This window comes from Bacteroidota bacterium, assembly GCA_034439655.1.
GTDB lineage: Bacteria > Bacteroidota > Bacteroidia > UKL13-3 > UKL13-3 > CANJUD01.
Window position 1 is genome coordinate 17778 of record JAWXAU010000106.1, and the last position, 18975, is coordinate 36752.

At 34.5% G+C, this 18975-nt stretch carries 24 protein-coding genes; all 24 read right to left on the bottom strand.

Annotation, left to right across the window (positions count from 1 at the left end):
• Positions 1-3: 3 nt before the first annotated feature.
• A complete protein-coding gene (locus tag SGJ10_07285; GenBank protein ID MDZ4757924.1) occupies positions 4-1089 on the bottom strand; it encodes an AI-2E family transporter in 1086 nt (361 codons plus the stop codon).
• Between the two features lie 16 nt (positions 1090-1105).
• Positions 1106-1558, bottom strand: a complete 453-nt coding sequence (locus SGJ10_07290) for an isoprenylcysteine carboxylmethyltransferase family protein (GenBank protein MDZ4757925.1) — start codon at positions 1556-1558, stop codon at positions 1106-1108.
• Positions 1559-1603: 45 nt separating this feature from the next.
• Positions 1604-2662: a 3-oxoacyl-[acyl-carrier-protein] synthase III C-terminal domain-containing protein gene (locus SGJ10_07295; protein MDZ4757926.1), complete on the bottom strand. Its 1059-nt coding sequence runs from the start codon at positions 2660-2662 to the stop codon at positions 1604-1606.
• An 11-nt stretch (positions 2663-2673) separates the two neighbouring features.
• Positions 2674-3057: a cupredoxin domain-containing protein gene (locus SGJ10_07300; protein MDZ4757927.1), complete on the bottom strand. Its 384-nt coding sequence runs from the start codon at positions 3055-3057 to the stop codon at positions 2674-2676.
• An 89-nt stretch (positions 3058-3146) separates the two neighbouring features.
• Complete coding sequence (locus SGJ10_07305) at positions 3147-3632, bottom strand: hypothetical protein (GenBank protein ID MDZ4757928.1); 486 nt, start codon at positions 3630-3632, stop codon at positions 3147-3149.
• 25 nt (positions 3633-3657) lie between these two features.
• Complete coding sequence (locus tag SGJ10_07310; GenBank protein ID MDZ4757929.1) at positions 3658-4056, bottom strand: hypothetical protein; 399 nt, start codon at positions 4054-4056, stop codon at positions 3658-3660.
• A gap of 18 nt (positions 4057-4074) precedes the next feature.
• Entirely contained in the window at positions 4075-4416 is a 342-nt protein-coding gene (locus SGJ10_07315) for a phage holin family protein (protein ID MDZ4757930.1), read from the bottom strand.
• A 58-nt stretch (positions 4417-4474) separates the two neighbouring features.
• Complete coding sequence (locus SGJ10_07320; protein MDZ4757931.1) at positions 4475-5029, bottom strand: hypothetical protein; 555 nt, start codon at positions 5027-5029, stop codon at positions 4475-4477.
• Positions 5030-5039: 10 nt separating this feature from the next.
• Positions 5040-5324: a YtxH domain-containing protein gene (locus tag SGJ10_07325; protein MDZ4757932.1), complete on the bottom strand. Its 285-nt coding sequence runs from the start codon at positions 5322-5324 to the stop codon at positions 5040-5042.
• Positions 5325-5375: 51 nt separating this feature from the next.
• On the bottom strand, positions 5376-5660 hold the full coding sequence (locus SGJ10_07330) for a YtxH domain-containing protein (protein MDZ4757933.1): 285 nt from the start codon (positions 5658-5660) through the stop codon (positions 5376-5378).
• A gap of 47 nt (positions 5661-5707) precedes the next feature.
• The gene (locus SGJ10_07335; GenBank protein MDZ4757934.1) at positions 5708-6448 is read right to left on the bottom strand and encodes a porin family protein; all 741 of its coding nucleotides are present in this window, start codon (positions 6446-6448) and stop codon (positions 5708-5710) included.
• 50 nt (positions 6449-6498) lie between these two features.
• Positions 6499-6729 carry a YtxH domain-containing protein gene (locus tag SGJ10_07340; protein MDZ4757935.1) on the bottom strand — a complete coding sequence of 77 codons (231 nt, stop codon included), beginning with the start codon at positions 6727-6729 and terminating at the stop codon, positions 6499-6501.
• 30 nt (positions 6730-6759) lie between these two features.
• Positions 6760-6915, bottom strand: a complete 156-nt coding sequence (locus tag SGJ10_07345) for a lmo0937 family membrane protein (GenBank protein ID MDZ4757936.1) — start codon at positions 6913-6915, stop codon at positions 6760-6762.
• 540 nt (positions 6916-7455) lie between these two features.
• Entirely contained in the window at positions 7456-8016 is a 561-nt protein-coding gene (locus SGJ10_07350) for a YceI family protein (GenBank protein ID MDZ4757937.1), read from the bottom strand.
• Between the two features lie 269 nt (positions 8017-8285).
• The gene (locus tag SGJ10_07355) at positions 8286-8471 is read right to left on the bottom strand and encodes a CsbD family protein (protein ID MDZ4757938.1); all 186 of its coding nucleotides are present in this window, start codon (positions 8469-8471) and stop codon (positions 8286-8288) included.
• 441 nt (positions 8472-8912) lie between these two features.
• Entirely contained in the window at positions 8913-9359 is a 447-nt protein-coding gene (locus tag SGJ10_07360) for a hypothetical protein (protein MDZ4757939.1), read from the bottom strand.
• A gap of 154 nt (positions 9360-9513) precedes the next feature.
• Positions 9514-10317, bottom strand: a complete 804-nt coding sequence (locus tag SGJ10_07365) for a response regulator (protein MDZ4757940.1) — start codon at positions 10315-10317, stop codon at positions 9514-9516.
• A 51-nt stretch (positions 10318-10368) separates the two neighbouring features.
• Entirely contained in the window at positions 10369-10590 is a 222-nt protein-coding gene (locus SGJ10_07370; GenBank protein ID MDZ4757941.1) for a hypothetical protein, read from the bottom strand.
• 128 nt (positions 10591-10718) lie between these two features.
• A complete protein-coding gene (locus SGJ10_07375; protein ID MDZ4757942.1) occupies positions 10719-13115 on the bottom strand; it encodes a glycosyltransferase in 2397 nt (798 codons plus the stop codon).
• A 1-nt stretch (position 13116) separates the two neighbouring features.
• The gene (locus tag SGJ10_07380) at positions 13117-14151 is read right to left on the bottom strand and encodes a pesticidal protein Cry7Aa (GenBank protein ID MDZ4757943.1); all 1035 of its coding nucleotides are present in this window, start codon (positions 14149-14151) and stop codon (positions 13117-13119) included.
• A 316-nt stretch (positions 14152-14467) separates the two neighbouring features.
• The gene (locus SGJ10_07385) at positions 14468-14713 is read right to left on the bottom strand and encodes a hypothetical protein (protein MDZ4757944.1); all 246 of its coding nucleotides are present in this window, start codon (positions 14711-14713) and stop codon (positions 14468-14470) included.
• Positions 14714-14870: 157 nt separating this feature from the next.
• Positions 14871-15110: a hypothetical protein gene (locus SGJ10_07390; protein MDZ4757945.1), complete on the bottom strand. Its 240-nt coding sequence runs from the start codon at positions 15108-15110 to the stop codon at positions 14871-14873.
• A 640-nt stretch (positions 15111-15750) separates the two neighbouring features.
• Positions 15751-16185 (bottom strand): response regulator, encoded by a 435-nt coding sequence (locus SGJ10_07395; GenBank protein MDZ4757946.1) that lies wholly within the window; start codon positions 16183-16185, stop codon positions 15751-15753.
• A partial coding sequence (locus SGJ10_07400) for a PAS domain S-box protein (protein MDZ4757947.1) occupies positions 16182-18975 on the bottom strand: 2794 nt, incomplete at its 5' end. The genes SGJ10_07400 and SGJ10_07395, both read right to left, overlap by 4 nt.

Consider the following 18975-nt stretch of genomic DNA (forward strand, 5'->3'; position numbering starts at 1 on the left):
TTTTTATTTTTTCAATTTTATTTTATATTTAACAATTGCTGGCATGGTATCTCCCAATAATAAACCCCAAGGCTTTAATCCCTCTATTCGGTCGAAAATAAGTTTGGCAATAGCGGTGAGTGGAAGGGAAAGAAACATACCCGGTATACCCCATATAGCCTCGCCACATATAATAACAACAATGGCTATAAAAGCATTTATTTTTATCTTTGAACCCACGACTTTTGGAACAATAAAATTATTATCTATAATTTGGATGCCAGAATAAAGCATCCAAATATAAAGTATATATATGGCGTCATCTTTGGTTACCATCGCTATAACCATATAAATACCCATTGCTATAATTCCTCCCAGATAGGGAATGATATTGAGTATAGCACCCAATATGCCTAGCACCACCGCGTATTCGATTCCCATAATAAGCAGCCCCACCGAGTTTAGTGTAGCTATAATAAGAGCTTCCAGTAATAGGCCGACCAAATATCTTTGAATAACGGATTTAGTAGAAGTCAGTATTTCATTCACTTCATTCTCGTTGGTCTTACCAAAAAGTTTGCGGATAAATTCAAGCAGTAAAGGCTGGTAAAATAATATCATAAAAATATATACAGGAATCAAGAAAATAACAACCACGGCACTCCCCATTATGGAGAGCGTAGCACCAATAGATGACCTACCGCCAGCAATAATTTCTGCTTTCGTATCCACAATAAAAATGTTTATTTTATCGATACTGATATTGAAACTTTCGGAAGCCCACAACACACCTTTGTTCAAGAATTCATAAAATTTGCTTAGAAGCCTCGGAAAAGCATCAGAAAATTGAGTTAACTGCGACGATAAAAGTACTACCAATAAAATTAAGGTGAGACATACAGTGGATAATGAAACTATAATGGCTAGTATGCGGTTCATTCTTTTCTTAACTAAAAACGAAACCATCGAGCTTAGCAATATGGCAATGATGCCTGAAATTACAATAGGCACAATAATATGCTGGCCAATATATAGCACAGCTACAAACGCAAACAGTCCTATAAAAATTAGAGCTGTTCTAGCATAAAAGGGAATTTTATAAGTATTCATACTTTTTATATAACTATCAAAATAAATTTATGATTCTATTTTCTTCTTTAATACGTATACTTAACATAATAGCGTTAAGAAATGAAAAAATAATTGCTGTAGTATACAAATTAAATATGAGCGGGACGACCAAAATTTCGCATACCACAATAAAGTAATTTGGATGTTTAAAATATTTATAGAGTCCTGCTCTCACCAGTGGGACACTGTGTATGCGAAATATCTTGGTATTCCAATATTTCCCTAAAGAATTTATTACCTGTACTTTTACTAATATCAATACCAAAAACAAAATCAACAAAGAATAATTTACTTTTTCGGTACCATTAAATCTATATTCAATTATTAATGAAACAATAAAAAGCAGGTGGAGCAGCACCATAAACGGATAATGCTTTTGTCCATACTCTACTGCACCATTTTTGCGGAGCCAAATTTCATTTCTTTTGGCAATAATTAATTCGCACAATCGAAGTGCAATAAAAAATGATATGAAAACAGTGAAATACATAGCCTAACTTTTATACATTTCTAACAATACCATTTCACTTGAAAAACCTGGCCCCATTGCCACCATTAATCCATAACCATTGGTAAACCCCTCTCGTAAAAAACTTTCCAAAACATATAGCACAGTAGCACTAGACATGTTGCCATAGTTATTCATAGTTTCACGTGTAGTTTTTAAAAAATCACCTGCTACTGGCAATGCGTTGCTATACGCTTCTAATACTTTTTTGCCACCTGGATGAAAGACAAAATTTTTAATATCTCCTAGTTCCAAATTTTGTTTTGCCAAAAAATAGATAATATCTTCTTTTATATTATTGTTGATTATTGTAGGAATATCCTGAGAGAATAGCACTTTAAAGCCAGTGTCTAAGAACTCCCAGCCCATCACATCCAGCGAATCATTATATAATTTACTACATGATGCTATTATTGAAATCTGGTCATTGGTTTTATAGTTATCGCCTTCTATGATGCAGGCTGCTATTCCATCGGAAAATAAACTAGAGGCAACAAAATTGCTTTTGCTATAATCATTCCTCAAAAATGTTAAGGAACATAACTCAACAGTAACCAATAAAACTATTGCGTTTGGATTTGCCTTAGCTGCTGCATTGGCCTTTGCCATGCCCGATACGCCCCCAGCACAACCCAAGCCAAATATTGCCATACGATTGATGTGCGGGTGTAATTTTAATTTGTTAATTATTAATGCGTCTAAACTTGGCGTAGCTAGACCTGTAGATGAAACAAAAATGATGTCTGTAATATCACTCTTACTAATATTAGATATCGCTAAACATTCTTCTATTGCTTGTATAGAATACTCCAGTGAGCAGCGTATATATTCTTTGTTGTTTTCTTCAAAACTATTTTGCGTAGCATAAGTATGCAGTGGCTTACAAAAATTTCTAAATTTAATTTCTGTGTGATCGAAAACATGTATTAATCTTTCTGTTTGTGGAAAATCTTGCAAAAACAATTCTTTTGCATATTCCTTCACTTTTTGTTGTTCAACTTTATAAGGAAGATCGATTTTTGATACTGCAGCTATAGAAGGCATATATATATATATTATTCTACAACTATTTTCCCTTGCATCTTGTCATGATGCTTACAGTAATAAGTGTAGGTTCCTGAATTGTTAAAAGTAAATAAGAAAGTATCATTCTTATGCATATTTCCGCTATCGAATAATCCCTTTGTGTTTGATGTTACTGTATGCGGCATCAAAGCCTGTTTGTCTATCCATTTCACTTTAGTGCCCTTGGCAATGGTAACAATAGCTGGCGAAAATGCCATGTCTGCTATTATAATTTCGGTGGACGGTCTGTTCTCATTTGCTAACACATCACTATTATTGGCAGTAGTAGAAGAGCATGAGCAAATTGCAAAAGAAAAAAAGAAGCCTACTATTAAAAGGCCGATATATTGTTTTGATGGTATAGTTGTTTTCATAATTGAATTAATAAAAGATTAAAAAAACAGAAGAACGGTTCTGCCTAAATATAGGCAGACGTTCTACTGTGATTTATCAAAATAAAAAATTATTCCTTTTCCATATTCTTTTCAGCCATCCTTGAGATTGATTTACCAAGGTCGTCCATTTTTCTGTTAAAATTTTGTTTAAATTCTTTCCACTTTCCTTTTGCCCCTGTATTATATTCTTTTACTTCAGCTTTTAGTTCCGTGTTTTTTTGATCGAATTCCACTATCTGTTTTTCATATTGTATCCGTACCTCTTCCTTTTTTGTTTTTAACTTCGCTCTAAGTACAGCAATCTGGCGGTCGTTTTCCAATAGTTGGGCTTCTGTTTCACTTTTGTAAGCTGCATACTCCTTAATCGAATCCAAACGCGATTCCTCTAATTCTTGTTCAGCTTCTACTAAATTTTCTTTTGCCTGCTCTACTTTTTCTTGCTTCTTTTCAGTAGAAGAAGTACAGCCAACAATTATAGCTGTTGTGGCAAATCCAACGAAAGCCAATTTCATCCCTATAGCCATATGGATTTTGCGTGTGTTTACTTTTTTCATGTTTATTTTTTATATTATATATTTATTATTCCTGATTTTCATGTTCTGGTTTCCGGTGTACCAATTTACTGATACCTGAAATTATTTTTGGCATATTGTTACTTATAAGTGAAGAGGCAATATTTCCCACCAATAGTGAACTTAGAAAACCTTTGATACTTCTATTTTTTCCCAATACTTTATCTATGATAAAATGGGTACCCATATTGATTCCCACCTTGGTCAAATCGCGTTGCACCTCTCTGTCGCTTGCCAGTTCGCGTATAGACCCTTTGAGCATATTGATAGGGCTTAGATGATATACAAATTCCTTAGCGGTATGTTTAAGCTCCGTTTCTTGATCAAATCTCTCAGACTTCAGATGCATAATACGCAATGCTAAATCCGTATGGTTGGTGATTTCTGTATTATCGATTTCTGACATTTGATAACTGTGTGCTAATTATTTAGAAAATATTTTCCTGATGATCATATTACGTATAGGATTTTCGAGCATACTCTTTTTCCCAATCATTAGTATAAGGTATAATAGAAAATAAAATCCTCCAACTATTATAAATCCAGAATAGTTATCGCCCATTCTATAGGAGAGATATAAGCCAACACCAACGCTAAGAAAAATGGTAAACAAAAGTCCTACTATAAACACAATAAGATTGCTAATTAAGCCAGAACCAATCACCGAGGATCTTTCACTTGCTTCTAGTTTAAATAATTCGTAATTTGTATTTACGTATTTTTTTAAACTATTGCTTAGCTCATCAATTTTTTCTTGGTCTATCATTGGTGGTAGTTAGATTTTATTTATTATATTACAAGTAGAATGTATATAAATATTATAATTAATGAATAGCTAGACCAACAGTAGAAGCACCTGTAGAAAGATCCAAAAACAATCCTACTCTTCTGTTTATATGATACTCTGCACCCAAGTGTAAACTAAGGAACAATGGGCTGTTAGATAAATACTTATTTCCTTCATACCCATTTTGCCAAGTAACTTTTCTGATAGCAACGCCCAGTGAACCTGCTAAATAGAAGTCCCAATCGGCACCAGCTTGCAAAAGTTGATCAAAATAGTAAGACCCTTTAATTCCAACAGGAATTACAGTTTCACGATATAGATAATACTGATGAGGTTTATTGGGATTTCCCCAATAATAATTCTGCTGATAGGTATAAAAACTAATGAACGGGGCTAAGGTAAAATTCCTAGCAACGTCAAATTCATAATTAAGATGTAGCACTGGCATTGAATGGTTGGTATATCCATAATATCCTATTCCCAAACCAAGATTCAAGGTCTTTCCGTACTTTTCAGGAGAATATGTTTTTTGAGCGTGACTGTTAAAATTCAGAAAACATCCGAATAATAATATAATTGTTAATTTTTTCATTATATATTAACTATGCTTTTACTGTATTATCAACTTTGGTTTTGCCATTATGATCCATACTATGCACTTTATCCTCAATTGTATCTTCCATATTTTCCGCTTTTTTGCGTAAGCTATTGGCTTCATCCTTCATTTTTTGTTTGAGGTCGTCAGCCAAATTTTTAGCTCCGCTAACAAGTTTGTTACGGGTATTGCTTCCTTTGTCAGGAGCAAATAAAACGCCGAGTGCAGCTCCTACAAGAGCCCCAGCAACTAATGCACCGATTACTTTTACTGTAGTGTTTGAATTTTCCATGATGGTTATGTTTTTTTTAAAATTAAATAAAGATTATATATATTAAATTAATTATGCTCTTACAGCATCTACTTTTTGTTTAACACTATGTGCTAAGTCATGCAATTTATCTTCGGCCATACTTTCAAGATGTGCAGCTTTTTTGCGTAGAGCTTTAGCTTCATCTATCATTTTTTCTTTGAGATCTTCCGCTAAATCTTTCGCACCTGTAGCAATTTTGCCACGTGTCTTACTTCCTTTGTCAGGGGCAAATAGAACTCCGATAGCTGCTCCTACTATAGTGCCTACTACCAATGCTCCGATTACTTTTCCTGTTGTGTTGTTTGAATTTTTCATGATTGTAATTTATTTAATTTGATTGTTTATTTGATTTAAAAATTATTTTAGAATAAAAAGGTGAACCCGATATATCCTGCATTGGTTTTTCTTGAAGTTTTTATCATAACATTATAGCTATCGTTTCCACTAGACGTACCTGCCATATTTACTAGACCATAAAATCCACGATATCCTATATCGAAGCGTATTGTTTTTGCTGGATTAAGAGCGACCTCTAAGCCCGTTCCGAAGGCAAAACCAAAGTCGCCTTTTCTTACTGCAATCATTGCCTTCAAAGAATCGCTATTATCTCCACCAGTAGTTTGAATACTTGATCCTACATTGAATCCAATCTGCGGACCTGCAACTACATTTAAGTTAAACTTCATAGCTTTGCTAGTATTTAACGAGAGCATTAAAGGAAAATTTATATAACTTATATCTATTCTATGACTTGCTGTGCGGTCGCTATAAGCTTGAGAAAGTTTATAATAATCAAGCTCTCCTTGAAAGCCAACATGTCTATTAAAATCTAGTCCCATCATCAATCCAAAACCATGGCTCAATGTTGATGAACCTTGCACGATGTCACCATTATAGGTTCTAAAATCGAAGGCCGCAAATGTGGGCATATAACGAATTCCGTACTCCGATTTTCTGAATGGATTGGCATCTTTTCCACTTTTAATGGACGTGGGGCTATATAAAGTTTGTGTATGCTTAATGGGATCATTGGCTGATGCAGCACCTACAAATACAAATGCAATTGCAATCGCCATTACGTTTTTTAATTTAATGTGTTTCATTTTAGTGTTTATTACTTTAAGTTTATGAATTATATACTGATATACATTTACTAGTTATGCTGCTGCACAGCCTCTGCTTCTTGTTTCGCAAATTTTGCTTCATCATCCATTTTGTCATCCAGGCATGATGAATTTTTCCTGCCGCACATCAATCTACAGCGGGTGTTACTGCCCTTGTCAGGTGCGAATAAAACTCCCAATGCTGCTCCCACAAATGCTCCTACCAATAAGGTAGCAATTACTTTTCCTTTACTATTTGAACTTTCCATTTTATTTCCCATTTTAGTATTGTTTGACTTATTTATTTGAAATTAAGCTGCACTTCTGCCACTGATTACCCTAAGTAAAACTGCAATAATTGCAATCACTAAAAGTATGTGAATGATTCCTGTTGCACTATATGCAAAAAAGCCTATAGCCCATGCTACGATAAGTATTACTGCGATAAAATATAGCAAGTTGCTCATAATATTGTTTTATTAAAATATAGCTGAATTATTATACTGCAAATATGAATGTAGTACTCAAATCAAGTATTATATAATTCTGTAAATAAGTTACATAATTCACTTATTGAGATTCAGTAATCGGGGAGATGACATCTGTTCTCCTCATACTAGAAGAAAAGAATAAAATATCAGCAGCACCGAAATCAGTATCAACTTCGCAGCGGGGAGCCATGATTCTGTGCCGAAATCTTCCTAGGCTGGGTGAGACTGAATTGTAATAACCAAACCTCTTATTAAGGCTTGTAACAACTACTGGCGTTACGATATCTATTCCCTATATAAAAATACTGCCGAAATAATTCCGCAAATTCAAATCTTGTTTTAAAGGCTTCTTTAAAAAACCTTGCCGCAAAACTTGATATAGAACCTATTTCAACTAAAAATATTTTAAAAGGTTTTTTTTCTTTTACTTATAGATAACACTTCTGAAATTTTTAAACAAATAAATAATTCTATCAAATATATATAGCGTTTTCTTTGCTATAACAAAATTTGTTCTTAGAAAGTATTTTCTTCTTTTGTTAATTCAACTTCACAATCTATTCTCACACCGTCGCTCAATAGCAAGCCGCCAGTTTCTAATATGGTATTCCAGTTCAAGCCCCAATCTTTACGGTTTATAAGTCCCGTAACCGAAAAACCTGCTTTCTCAATTCCATCAGGGTCTTTCATTAAGCCCCCATATACAATATTCAACTTTATTTGTTTGGTAATATTTTTAATGGTGAGTTCTCCATACAATTCATACCCATCGTTTGCTGCATTGGGATAACTGTTGCCGATAAAAGAAATTTGTTTATATTTTTCGACATCAAAAAATTCTGAACCTTTTAAATGTTCATCACGATTTTTATCGCCTGTATCAATAGATGCTGGGTTTATCCAAAAATCAATTTCAGAAGTCATGAAATCTGCTTCATGTGTATATATGTTCGCTCCAAATTCCTTAAATACACCTTTTATATTGGCAATCATCAAATGTTTTACTTTGAAACCAATCTCGCTATGCGATAAATCGATTTCCCATTTTGTTTGGGTAATTATTTCTGAAGTTTCCATTATTTTATGTATTTAATTATTTTGAAATTAGTTAGAAAATCAATGCCTGATCCTATGAATCTTATGCCTATACCTAAAGAAAAGAGTATCAATTGCTATTTGTATTTGAATAGTGTATTTACCACTATAGCAATCATAAATATAATATATCCTACTATCATTTTTTCAGGGTAGGTTTAAAGTGCTTGTCTGTTAATAAATACTATTCTCGCAATAAAAGCATTATTCAATTGTAAATATAATAAACAATGCTTTTATAAAACTTGATGCTACAAACCTTCAATAATCTTATGCAATTCTTCTTTCGTTTTGCCAAGTTTAACCTGAATTTTACCTAGCATTTCATCTTTTTTTCCTTCTGCAAATAGTAGGTCATTGTCTGTTAAGGTTGCAAATTTCTGCTTGAGTTTTCCTTTCTGCTCATTCCAGTTTCCTTTAATTTCTGTGGTATTCATTTTATATTAAGTTTAGATTTATAACTGAATTGTTATATTGCAAATTTGAGTGCATATTCAAAATAAACTGTTACACTTTGTTTATAAAATGTTATATATTTCACAGATTTAGGAATAATTTTCCAAAAGTTTAGAACTTTTGGAAAATTGGTAGTCCGTGATACAGAATGCCGTCTTCGATTCCAACAGTCTCTTTATGGTCCCGACCCTTCGGGGCAGGTCATTATGTTAACAAAACAAAGGTGGTCCCGAAAGCCTGGCAAGCTTGCGGGGGGATGAGTTTGTTACAGTATTTTTGTATTACCAAAAGGCCACCCGCAGGGGTTTTAAACGCCAATATATAATATATATAGGAAGTCGTTCCTATGGTCTTGCAAAAAAAAATCGGAGAACTATATATCATATAATCCTCCGATTTTAGCAATCTAATCTAACTTTATCTTATCTTGGAACAAAATGTAATTCTAGTTTATCACTCTCTCTTTTTAACCACATTTCATCTTCTTTTAATCTTAAAATCTCATACACTCCATCGGCATTATTATTGTCGAAGTCGAAAGATATTTTATCTTTGTTGCTCACAAATGCCCAAGTACCTTTTGTAGTATAATCGTAATCGACAGTAATAATTTTGTAATTAGCAGTAAGACTTGCACTACCAGTTTTGGTAAGGTCTAGTTCATATTTGTTGTAAGAACCAGTAACATCACTGTCGCCGTCATAAGCCTGACCTACTTTCCAGTTATTACTAACACGTTCTGTTTTTGAACGTAAACTAAGGAGTGGACCGTCAGAATATTTTTTACAAGAGCTAACAGAGAAGAATATTATTGCTGCCAATAATATGGTAATTTGATTTGTTTTCATTTTTTTTGTTGAGTTTTTCATTATTGTTTTTTCTTTATATATTATACTACAAAGGTGCGTATTTATATACTATAGGGTATTACATATATATAATAAAACTTTATATATATCACTTGTTCCATATTTGAAAAAGCAAGTTCTTATTCTAATAAAATTAGAAATTAATGTGTCGCTGTTATGCTCCAATAGCTAGCGGAGTAAGGTTTTTTAGTTCGATTTGCAATTCTCTGTAAGCCTGTTGAAATGCATGATCAACTTTGAGGAACAAATCGGGTATAAGATGAAGATATTGTCTATTGGCCGCATACTCATCCATAAGTTTGGCAGCATGTGAAATACCGATGGGCATTCCTAAAAAATCAACCGAAGGTCTTAATTTATGTGCATTGCTATGAAACCCATCCCAATTATATGCAGCTAAGCATTGGTTCATTTCTGATATATATTGCGGTGTTTGGGTTAAGACCAATTGAATCAACTCTCGCAGAAATTTCGGATTATTGGGCGAGAGGCTTTTCAGGTAATCTAAATTACATATTTTGACTTCTGCTGTTGTCCTCATTTTATTAACCAATAAGGAAATTTTATTCAATAATTCAGTTGGGTTAAATGGCTTGGAAATATATTTGTCAATTCCTACTTTTATACATTTGTCCATTTCTCCTACACTCAAATCAGCCGTTAATGCTATAATAGGAGTCGTTGATTTGGGCGGTAGCATTTCGGTGCGTATAAACCTAGTGGCTTCAAAGCCGTCCATTTCGGGCATCATCAAATCCATCAAAATGACATCATAATGATTTTGCTCTAGTAGCTCGATGGCAACTCTTCCGTTCTCTGCTATATCCGTTTCAAAACCGAAATCGTGCAAAGTAGTCTCAGTTAAAAGTTGATTGAAAGGAATATCTTCTACGATTAATATTTTTAATTTTCCCAATTTTTGGGTCTCGCTGCTGTACATAGTATAACTTCTAAACATTTCAAAAGTTTGAAAATTTTGGAATGCCGATTTGGAATTTTAAAAGAGTGCTTAAATCACATTTAATGCATGATGCCTTACGTCTTCTTTTTGGGCATCGCGAGCGAGTGTGAAATGGCCTTGAGCTTTAATGGTACTTTGAGCTGCTTTATCGTGTTCACCATCTTCATGGTGCTTAGCTGCTGCTAAGTGATGCTGTGCCGCTGCCTCTAAATGCGAAGCTATTTTTTTGTGGTTTTCAATACCCTTTTGGTTTTCGTTTGAACTAGACATTTGTTTAATTTTAATTAATTGTATAACTGAATTGCTATACCACAAAGGTCTATACAGATACATAATAGCATCTTATATAAGTTTGAAAATATATTACATGAATCACATATTTTAAAACACGATTGGTATTATACCAATTTATATTGTGCTGCTTCGCAATCCATGATGACTGCTAATTCTTGCGATTGTATAAAATATTTATCAATGGTTAATCTGGACAAGAGGTAGCTTAAAGTTGATTCAGCTCCCTGATTCAAATTAATATGGCTTTCTTCCAATCCATCGTAACAGCCGCCCGTACTCGGATTGTACACAATCTGATGGAGATGGTTATTACCATGAAACCAATTAAAAGCAGTTGTCATTTTATCCAAATAGGTTCTGTCGTTTAAGGTATCATAGAAGAGGCTTAGTGCTAAAATAGTATAAGCAACATCAATAGGTTGTTCTCCAAAACTATGGGAAATTTTCCCTTTCAGGTGCCAGCCTTGGTTTGATACTACTTTAATTTTTTCGTTTTTGAAAATAATAGATAGTAAAAAATGGAATGACTGCTTGGCAATATTCTTATATAATGGGTTACCTGTACTTTTGTAAGCATATAGCAGTGATTCTGGCAACACACTGTTGGCATAAGTAAGATATTCTTCGAACCATTTCCAAGTGCCATCGGATACCTGCTTGTATTTTGAAACCAAATTATTGGCTAGGGTAATAATAATCTGTTTGATATTATCATCATTCTTCACCATATTATAATGATACAATCCTTTAATAGCAAATGCAATGGCCCTGGGAGAATGCAATCCAATGATATGTTTAAGTGATTTATTCAAAGCACATTCGGCTTTGTTTATGAGGTCAATATGAAATAAATTCCTGTGCGAAATAAATTCTCCCAATGCCCATATTGTTCTTCCATTTGAATCCTCCAGATTTTCATCATGATTTTTATCATAGTATCTTCCTTCGTGATCTACATAATTCAAAAAATTCCCATCACTTTGTTGGCAGAATATGATAAAACTGAGATAAGTATTAATAAGTTTTAAATTGGTGTGGTCGCCAGTAAGTTTATAATGTTTGGTAACAGCAATCAAGGCACGGGCATTATCGTCAATGGTATAACCTGTATCAATATCGGGATTGGAAATGGCCGAAAATTGTATCATCCCCTCATTCGTGGTCATGCGAATGATATGTTTCAATGAAATATGCGGAATTTCATATTTCAAAGGAACTTCAACAGCTATATATTTATAAATTAATTCTACATGTGCGATGGCGGAATTTTGCCAAGCAGTCGGGTATATTTTATGCAGTCCGTTTAACCTCATTTGTTGCAATAAATCGGGATTGGAAAGTAAATGTATTGTTGCATTTGCAAGTTGTTCGGGGTTCTGAAAATCAACAATAATTCCAGCACCATTATCCAACATTTCGGAGGCATGCGGAATAGGTGTAGAAATAATGGGGCACCCGCACGACATGGCATAAGCAAATGTGCCACTAACAGCTTGGTGCGGATCTTTGGAAGTAAAAAGATATATATTGGAGCGTTGAAGGTATGCCAACAAATCGTTCAGCGGTAAATATTTATTAATAAATTCTACATGGTTCTGTAAATTGAGTTGTATCACTTTTTCTTGCAAAAATTCTCTATACTTTTCTCCATCTTGTTTTACAATTTCCGGATGTGTTTTACCTATAATAAGATATACTAAATTGGGAAATTCTTTAACAATGGCAGGAAGTGCATCGAGAGCCGTTTCAATACTTTTGCCCGAACTGAGCAAACCAAAAGTAGAAAGCACCAACCTGTCGCCCAAATGATTTTTAATTGTATTTTCTATATGTTCAAATGATGACAGTAAGTGTGTCCCATGGTGAATGACTTCTATCTTTTCTGCAGGAACCTCATATTCTATTTCTAAAATATTGGCTGCATTTTTTGTCATTACCACTATACTTTTTGAAAGAGCAACAATGTCTTGAATTACTCTTTTCCTATATATATTAGGGTTGGGCAACACCGTGTGAAAAGTTGTGATGACAGGCTTATTTACCATTGCAAGAAAGCTCAGAAGATAATCCCCATATTCTCCGCCAAACAATCCAAATTCGTGTTGTACAAAAACTAATTTCAAGTTTTTGTCTATGTTTATTTTTTGAGCTAAATCAAGATATGGCTTTAATTCTGAAGTTTGCAACACATATTTCACTTCATCGGAATATATATAATTTTGCTCCTTTTTTTCGAGAGCACATACTTTCAACGAAAATGATTTCCCAAACTTATCCTGTATAGCATGGAGCAAATCCTGACTATAAGTCGCTATACCACATTCTCGGGGAGGAAAAGTAGTGAGGAAAAGAATTTCCGGCAAAGCTGAATCTGGCTTATTGATCGCTATTATTTTTTTATTCTTTACTATATTACTCTTAACAACAGGGTATGCATAATTATATAACTTTTGGTAAAGAAATATTTCTTTATTGGTGTTGTATAAAATTATATTTTTCATTTCATTTGATCTTATTACTTAGTAATTCTTTTAATAATGATTTTAAACTTAGAGATGCACAAGCAATTTGTTCGTCGGCAGCCCCATAATAAATATATAAGGTATCGCCGAAAAGGGCAGTGCCTGTAGGGAAAACTACATTATTCACTTCCCCTCGCAATTCCCATTGATACTCGGGACTAAATAATGAATAAGGCAAACGAGCAATTTCTTTACCTGGGTTTTCTAAATCTAACAATGCGGCACAGGCCGAATACACATATCCTGAAGTAGAATCGCACACACCATGATATATTAATAACCACCCATGTGCTGTTTCTATTGGTGGGCATCCGCCACCTACATAACTTACTTCATGTTTATACTTTGGCGAAAGCACGATATTGTCAGTCAGATGCAGAAAATATTTTTTCCAAAATTCTTTTGTGAGTTCTTGTATATTATCTACGGATACAATCTGTATATCTGGTCGGATACGGTGAAGGAAATATAACTTATTTTTTATTTTTCGGGGAAAGAAAATTACATTCTTGTCCCAAAGCAACATCTTTTTATCCGGGTTGTTTTTTATATTGTTGTGTAAATGAAAACGCTCATATTTTTGATTAAGCTCGGCATTACTTTCAGCAAAGCATTTAAATTCTTCGTAGGTAAATTGTGGCACAATCATACCCTGTTTTTCAAAGTGTTTTAAATCGGTCGAGGTGGCCAAAGCCCCCATCGCATTTACGCCATCGTAAGCGGTATAGCTGAGATAATATACATCTTCAATTTTTACAATCCGAGGATCTTCCACCCCATGCGATTCATATTCAAATTCGGGGCTAAGTATGGGCTTTTCATGCCTTTCGACCACAGTTAATGGATCGTCCAGTCTGCAATATCCAATGGTGGAATAGTTTCCTTTGCGTACAGCCCTGTAAAACATGTGAACCACTTTACCTTCTTGCATAATTGCCGGATTCAACACGCCATCGTCTTCAAACGGTAAAATAGTTTTTAAAAGGATGATACCTTCTTTTTTTATACTTATCATAACCCGATGAAGTGTTTATCAAAGTTATAAATAGCTGCTTGTTCTTTTCTGAAATTATCAAAAATGATATATGACAATCCTACAATAAAAATTGCCAGGACGGAAATTAAAAGTATGCTAATCAGAAGGGTCATTAAAATGGTCATGGCACTAGTTGGATTTAATATATGATAGCTAAAAAAATATCCAGAGTGGTTTCCTGTTCCGCTCCAGTCCAGACGAATCGGGACGGAACAGTGGAACTAGGGGACTGGATATAACTATTTTAATAAATAGTCAAAGACGTTTGTTTCGAAATAAAAAAGGATTGTGTAAACTATAAGGTATTCGTTCTTGCCTGATTTGTATTAATGCTATAGAGATGATTGAAGAGAAGCAATAATTGTTGTAAGTCTTGACTGGTGTGGCCAACTTTTGCCTTTACATTTTTTGCTTTACCAGCTTTTTCACTTTTGTATGGCAAGTCCGTTTCAGTCGATGTGGAGAACTGAGATTTGGGATTATCTTTATGTGCGTCCCAATTTCTACTAGCAGTAATTGTTTTGGAAGGTATATGTGTCATGTTATTATTAATTAAATGGGTTGGATTTGGCAACTCTGCTTTGCTAGTTTACAGATTTGACAACGCTGCCTTGCTACTGTGTATGCAGACTGTGTAGATTTGACAACTCTGCCTTGCTACTGCGTATGCAGAGTTGCCAAATCTGCATATGTTTATATTATACATATTGCGAGCAGTAATCGTGTACCATCATAAATGTAGCTGCTAATACCACATCGGCCGGAATATTGACTTTGTGTGGATGTTCTCTGGGTATCTGCTCAGGATGCTCTTCTGTTTCACCCGGTGGATGATTAATAGGTTGTTGCTTATCGGGTGCTGTAGGTTGTTTTTGAACTTCCTTTTCAACTTCAGGCTGTGCTGGCACGGTGGCTTTTTGGGGATCTATATTTTTCATAATAGGTATGGATTTATCTCGATTTTTATGACGGGCTTACTTCTACAAAGGTGAAGGTATACCTGATGGTAATTGTTACACTTATGCACTAAAAAATTGTATATTTCACATATTTTAACTCATACCATAAGTTTTGTTGGATTTGACAACGCTGCCTCGCTGGTGCATTGGCAGAATTGTCAAATCTGCGGGGCTTACCACATCAACCCCTCCCGACACGGGGGGAAGGGCGTAAACCTTGCATTGCGTATACTGCGTTGTCAAATCAAATCATCTGCACAGGCTGATTGGGCGTTCACCGCGGCGAATGTTGGTGAAGAAAATAAAGGTCGTCCCTACAGTCCCGATACCCCCGCATCCCGATAATTATCGGGATTAAGCGGGGCTATCGGGATATAATTCGGCATTACCATTCTAAAAATTAATCCGCCTCAGGCGGAGAAATATTATAGTTTAAGAATTGGTATAAGAAATGGTATAAGTATGTTAACCTAAGCAGCAGTAGATGTCTCTCCCGCAAGCTTGCGGGACGACATGACAAAATAATTGAAGCCTCCGCAACGAACGCCCGAATATATCATCTGAACCAAGAAAAATAAAAAATTCTAAATGTAATCCACCCGCGGCGGATAAAATAATACTACATTCTATCCATATACCAATTCAATTCTTTTTCAATTTTTTTGTAGTGAAAAATATTGGTGATAATTTTTTGTAAACGCATAAATGCAGTTTCACTTTTTACAACATAGTCGTATGCCTTGTGGTGCATACAGTTGATGGCGACTTCTATTTTATCTTGCGATGAAAGCATCACGACGGGAATATCGAGATTGTATTCTTTTATTTTATCTAATACTTCCATGCCATTCATGGCACCTTTTTCTATACCATCTAAATGATAATCTAATATAATAACATCTGGCCCATTTGATAAATGCTCGATGCACAGTTCGCCAGTTGCATAGGTTTCAATATCGAAATCGGCATGCTGCAGAAAATCAATTTCCATGCCTTTCAAAAACACAGCATCATCATCAACCAAAAAAAGTTTTATTTTATTATCCTTGTTCATGCGTTTATATTTTTAATAGCGTCATATTCTTCCTGTAATTCAATGCATGCTTGTGTGCATACATTTGCGAGCTGCAATACCATGTCAGGTATTCCTTCGGCTCCTATTTGTGTACTTGCATATTCTTGAATCTTTCGGGCCATGTTTTCAAAATCAATATGCATTCCCATAATTGAAAATGAGGGAATCATTTTATGCACTGCCGATTGCAATGAGGCCCAATCTTTATTTTCCAGACCTGCCTGCATAGCTAAAATTAACGGCGGCGTTTGCTCCAAATACAATGAAATCATTTCCATCATCAATTCAGGATTCGATTTGGTTCGGTGATTCAAATATACTAAATCAATACATCTCATTTTTTTAATTATGCCCTCTGTATCTTCAGCATATCCAAAATTGGTAAGAGGCTTTTTTACCAAGCCTACTATTTTACTATATAACAATCTTTCATCAATAGGTTTGGCTATATAATCATTCATGCCCACTGCGGTGCATTTTGCCAAATCTACCGTGGTTACATCGGCTGTAAGTGCTATTATAGGTATACTGGATTTCATTACATTGCGTATATAATCTGTAGCTTCAAACCCATTCATTTCGGGCATTTGCAAATCCATTAATATAATATCGTATTTATTGTTTTCAAGTTTCTCGATAGCAATTCGTCCGTTCGCTGCAATATCGCGTTCAAATCCAAAATCGTCTAATAATGTTTTCATCAATAATTGATTGAGTGCTATATCTTCGACCACCAATATTTTTATGTTTTTTATTTCGCTATCTAATTCTACTAATTCCATATCATTTACTGCTTCATCCTTTGTTTTTTGAAAATTTAATATGAAACTAAAAGTAGAACCTTCATCCACTTTACTTTTTACTGTAATACTTCCCGCTTGCGATTCAACTAATTGTTTCACGATGGCGAGTCCTAATCCTGTACCTCCAAATAAGCGTGAAGTGCCGCTGCTTGCTTGCTGGAAATTTTCAAATATTTTTTCTATTTTAGTTTCGTTTATACCTATTCCTGTATCGGAAACTGCAAATTCTATACTTGCACATTCATCATCCTCACTATGTAGTTTCACACCAACAGTAATTTTTCCTACGTTGGTAAATTTCACCGCATTGCTTACCAGGTTTAATATAATTTGGTGTAAACGAACTGGGTCGCCCACCAATACTTGTGGGATATTATTATCATACTCGGTAACCAATTCTAGATTTTTTTCTTGTATTTTAGTTTCAAACAAATGCAGCATGGCCGATATAGAAGATGACATTTTGAAAGGTGTTTTTTCAAAGGTCATTTTGCCCGCATCTACTTTTGCTAAATCTAAAATATCATTGATGAGTACAATTAGTGCATCACCACTCATTTTGATAGCAGATAAATATTCTTTTTGCTTTGCAGTTAATTCTGTTTTTAATACTACCTTGGTAAAACCTATAATAGCATTCATAGGCGTACGAATTTCGTGACTCATATTTGAGAGAAACTGTTGTTTCGCTTTCACCGCGTCTACCGCCATTCTTGTGGCATTCTCTGCTTTTTCTTTTGCTTCTTCGGCTAACATAGTTGCCATCTCCGCAAATACTTTTGCTTCTATTAATTCAGTTGCAATTCTTTTTTGTTCTGTTACATCTCTTGCTACAATTACTACACCCAATACATTTCCGCGGTCATCTTTATATACCGAACCATTAAATAATACATCGGTGAGTTTGCCACTTTTATGACGGAGTGTGAGCGGAGAATCGGCCACAGAACCTTTTGCAAAAACTACCTGATATACTTCGCGTGCCTTTTGTGGTTCGGTAAAATAATCGAAAAAATCGGTGCCTGTTAATTCTTCTCTACTCAAACCTGTGATGTTTGTAGTAGCCTCATTCATATCGGTAATTTTACCTTCGATACTTATAGTTACTAAAGGATCGCGACTGGCTTCAATTAAACTTAAAGAATATTTCGATAATAATTTTTGTGCGGTTATATCTCTAGCAACCATCACTGCACCCAATACATTCCCTTTTTCATCTTTATATACTGAACCGTTAAATAATACATCGGTAAGTTTATGGTCTATTATAGTTAGCGGATAATCTACTACAAAACCTTTTGAAAAAACTTCTTGATATCCTTCACGGGCTTTTTCTGGTTCGGTAAAATAATTGGAAAAGTCTGTTCCGATTATTTTTTCTCTCGAGATTCCAGTTACTTTTACCGATGCTTCATTTACATCAGTTATTTTACCAAGAGGGGAAATAGTTATTAACGGGTCAGCAATTGCCTCAATTAAACTTCTTGCATATTGCGAAGCTTGCTTTGCTGAATTACTTAATGCCTCAAGTTCTTTATTGGCAATTTCTTTTCTTTTTTTCTCTTGATTTTGAAAATTAAGTTCTATATCAGCAATCACTAATTCTGCTGCTCGTTTTCCCTTTTCTTCATTTTGAAAGTCAAGCTCTAAATCAGCAATCACTAATTCTGCTGCTCGTTTTTCTTTCTCTTCGTTTTGAAACACCAGTTCTTTGTTAGCTATAATTAATTCATTTGCCCGTTTTTCTTTCTCTTCGTTTTGATATACAAGTTCTTCATTTGCTATAATTAATTCGGCTGCTCGCTTTTCTTTCTCTTCGTTTTGATATACAAGTTCTTCATTCGCAATAATTAATTCGGCTGCTCGCTTTTCTTTCTCTTCGTTTTGAAATACTAATTCTTCATTCGCAATAATTAATTCTGCAGCTCGTTTTTCTTTCTCCTCATTTTGAAATATAAGTTCTTGA

Bases quoted from the DNA above. Each gene is read 5' to 3' on its own strand.
- SGJ10_07355 (MDZ4757938.1), bottom strand. From the start codon at position 8,471: ATGAATACCACAGAAATTAAAGGAAACTGGAATGAGCAGAAAGGAAAA.
- SGJ10_07330 (MDZ4757933.1), bottom strand. From the start codon at position 5,660: ATGAAAAATTCAAACAACACAACAGGAAAAGTAATCGGAGCATTGGTA.
- SGJ10_07390 (MDZ4757945.1), bottom strand. From the start codon at position 15,110: ATGAAAAATATAGATCCCCAAAAAGCCACCGTGCCAGCACAGCCTGAA.
- SGJ10_07300 (MDZ4757927.1), bottom strand. From the start codon at position 3,057: ATGAAAACAACTATACCATCAAAACAATATATCGGCCTTTTAATAGTA.
- SGJ10_07380 (MDZ4757943.1), bottom strand. From the start codon at position 14,151: ATGATAAGTATAAAAAAAGAAGGTATCATCCTTTTAAAAACTATTTTA.
- SGJ10_07310 (MDZ4757929.1), bottom strand. From the start codon at position 4,056: ATGTCAGAAATCGATAATACAGAAATCACCAACCATACGGATTTAGCA.
- SGJ10_07340 (MDZ4757935.1), bottom strand. From the start codon at position 6,729: ATGGGAAATAAAATGGAAAGTTCAAATAGTAAAGGAAAAGTAATTGCT.
- SGJ10_07360 (MDZ4757939.1), bottom strand. From the start codon at position 9,359: ATGAAAAACTCAACAAAAAAAATGAAAACAAATCAAATTACCATATTA.
- SGJ10_07385 (MDZ4757944.1), bottom strand. From the start codon at position 14,713: ATGACACATATACCTTCCAAAACAATTACTGCTAGTAGAAATTGGGAC.
- SGJ10_07285 (MDZ4757924.1), bottom strand. From the start codon at position 1,089: ATGAATACTTATAAAATTCCCTTTTATGCTAGAACAGCTCTAATTTTT.
- SGJ10_07335 (MDZ4757934.1), bottom strand. From the start codon at position 6,448: ATGAAACACATTAAATTAAAAAACGTAATGGCGATTGCAATTGCATTT.
- SGJ10_07345 (MDZ4757936.1), bottom strand. From the start codon at position 6,915: ATGAGCAACTTGCTATATTTTATCGCAGTAATACTTATCGTAGCATGG.
- SGJ10_07320 (MDZ4757931.1), bottom strand. From the start codon at position 5,029: ATGAAAAAATTAACAATTATATTATTATTCGGATGTTTTCTGAATTTT.
- SGJ10_07305 (MDZ4757928.1), bottom strand. From the start codon at position 3,632: ATGAAAAAAGTAAACACACGCAAAATCCATATGGCTATAGGGATGAAA.
- SGJ10_07315 (MDZ4757930.1), bottom strand. From the start codon at position 4,416: ATGATAGACCAAGAAAAAATTGATGAGCTAAGCAATAGTTTAAAAAAA.
- SGJ10_07350 (MDZ4757937.1), bottom strand. From the start codon at position 8,016: ATGGAAACTTCAGAAATAATTACCCAAACAAAATGGGAAATCGATTTA.
- SGJ10_07365 (MDZ4757940.1), bottom strand. From the start codon at position 10,317: ATGTTTAGAAGTTATACTATGTACAGCAGCGAGACCCAAAAATTGGGA.
- SGJ10_07395 (MDZ4757946.1), bottom strand. From the start codon at position 16,185: ATGAACAAGGATAATAAAATAAAACTTTTTTTGGTTGATGATGATGCT.
- SGJ10_07370 (MDZ4757941.1), bottom strand. From the start codon at position 10,590: ATGTCTAGTTCAAACGAAAACCAAAAGGGTATTGAAAACCACAAAAAA.
- SGJ10_07375 (MDZ4757942.1), bottom strand. From the start codon at position 13,115: ATGAAAAATATAATTTTATACAACACCAATAAAGAAATATTTCTTTAC.
- SGJ10_07295 (MDZ4757926.1), bottom strand. From the start codon at position 2,662: ATGCCTTCTATAGCTGCAGTATCAAAAATCGATCTTCCTTATAAAGTT.
- SGJ10_07325 (MDZ4757932.1), bottom strand. From the start codon at position 5,324: ATGGAAAATTCAAACACTACAGTAAAAGTAATCGGTGCATTAGTTGCT.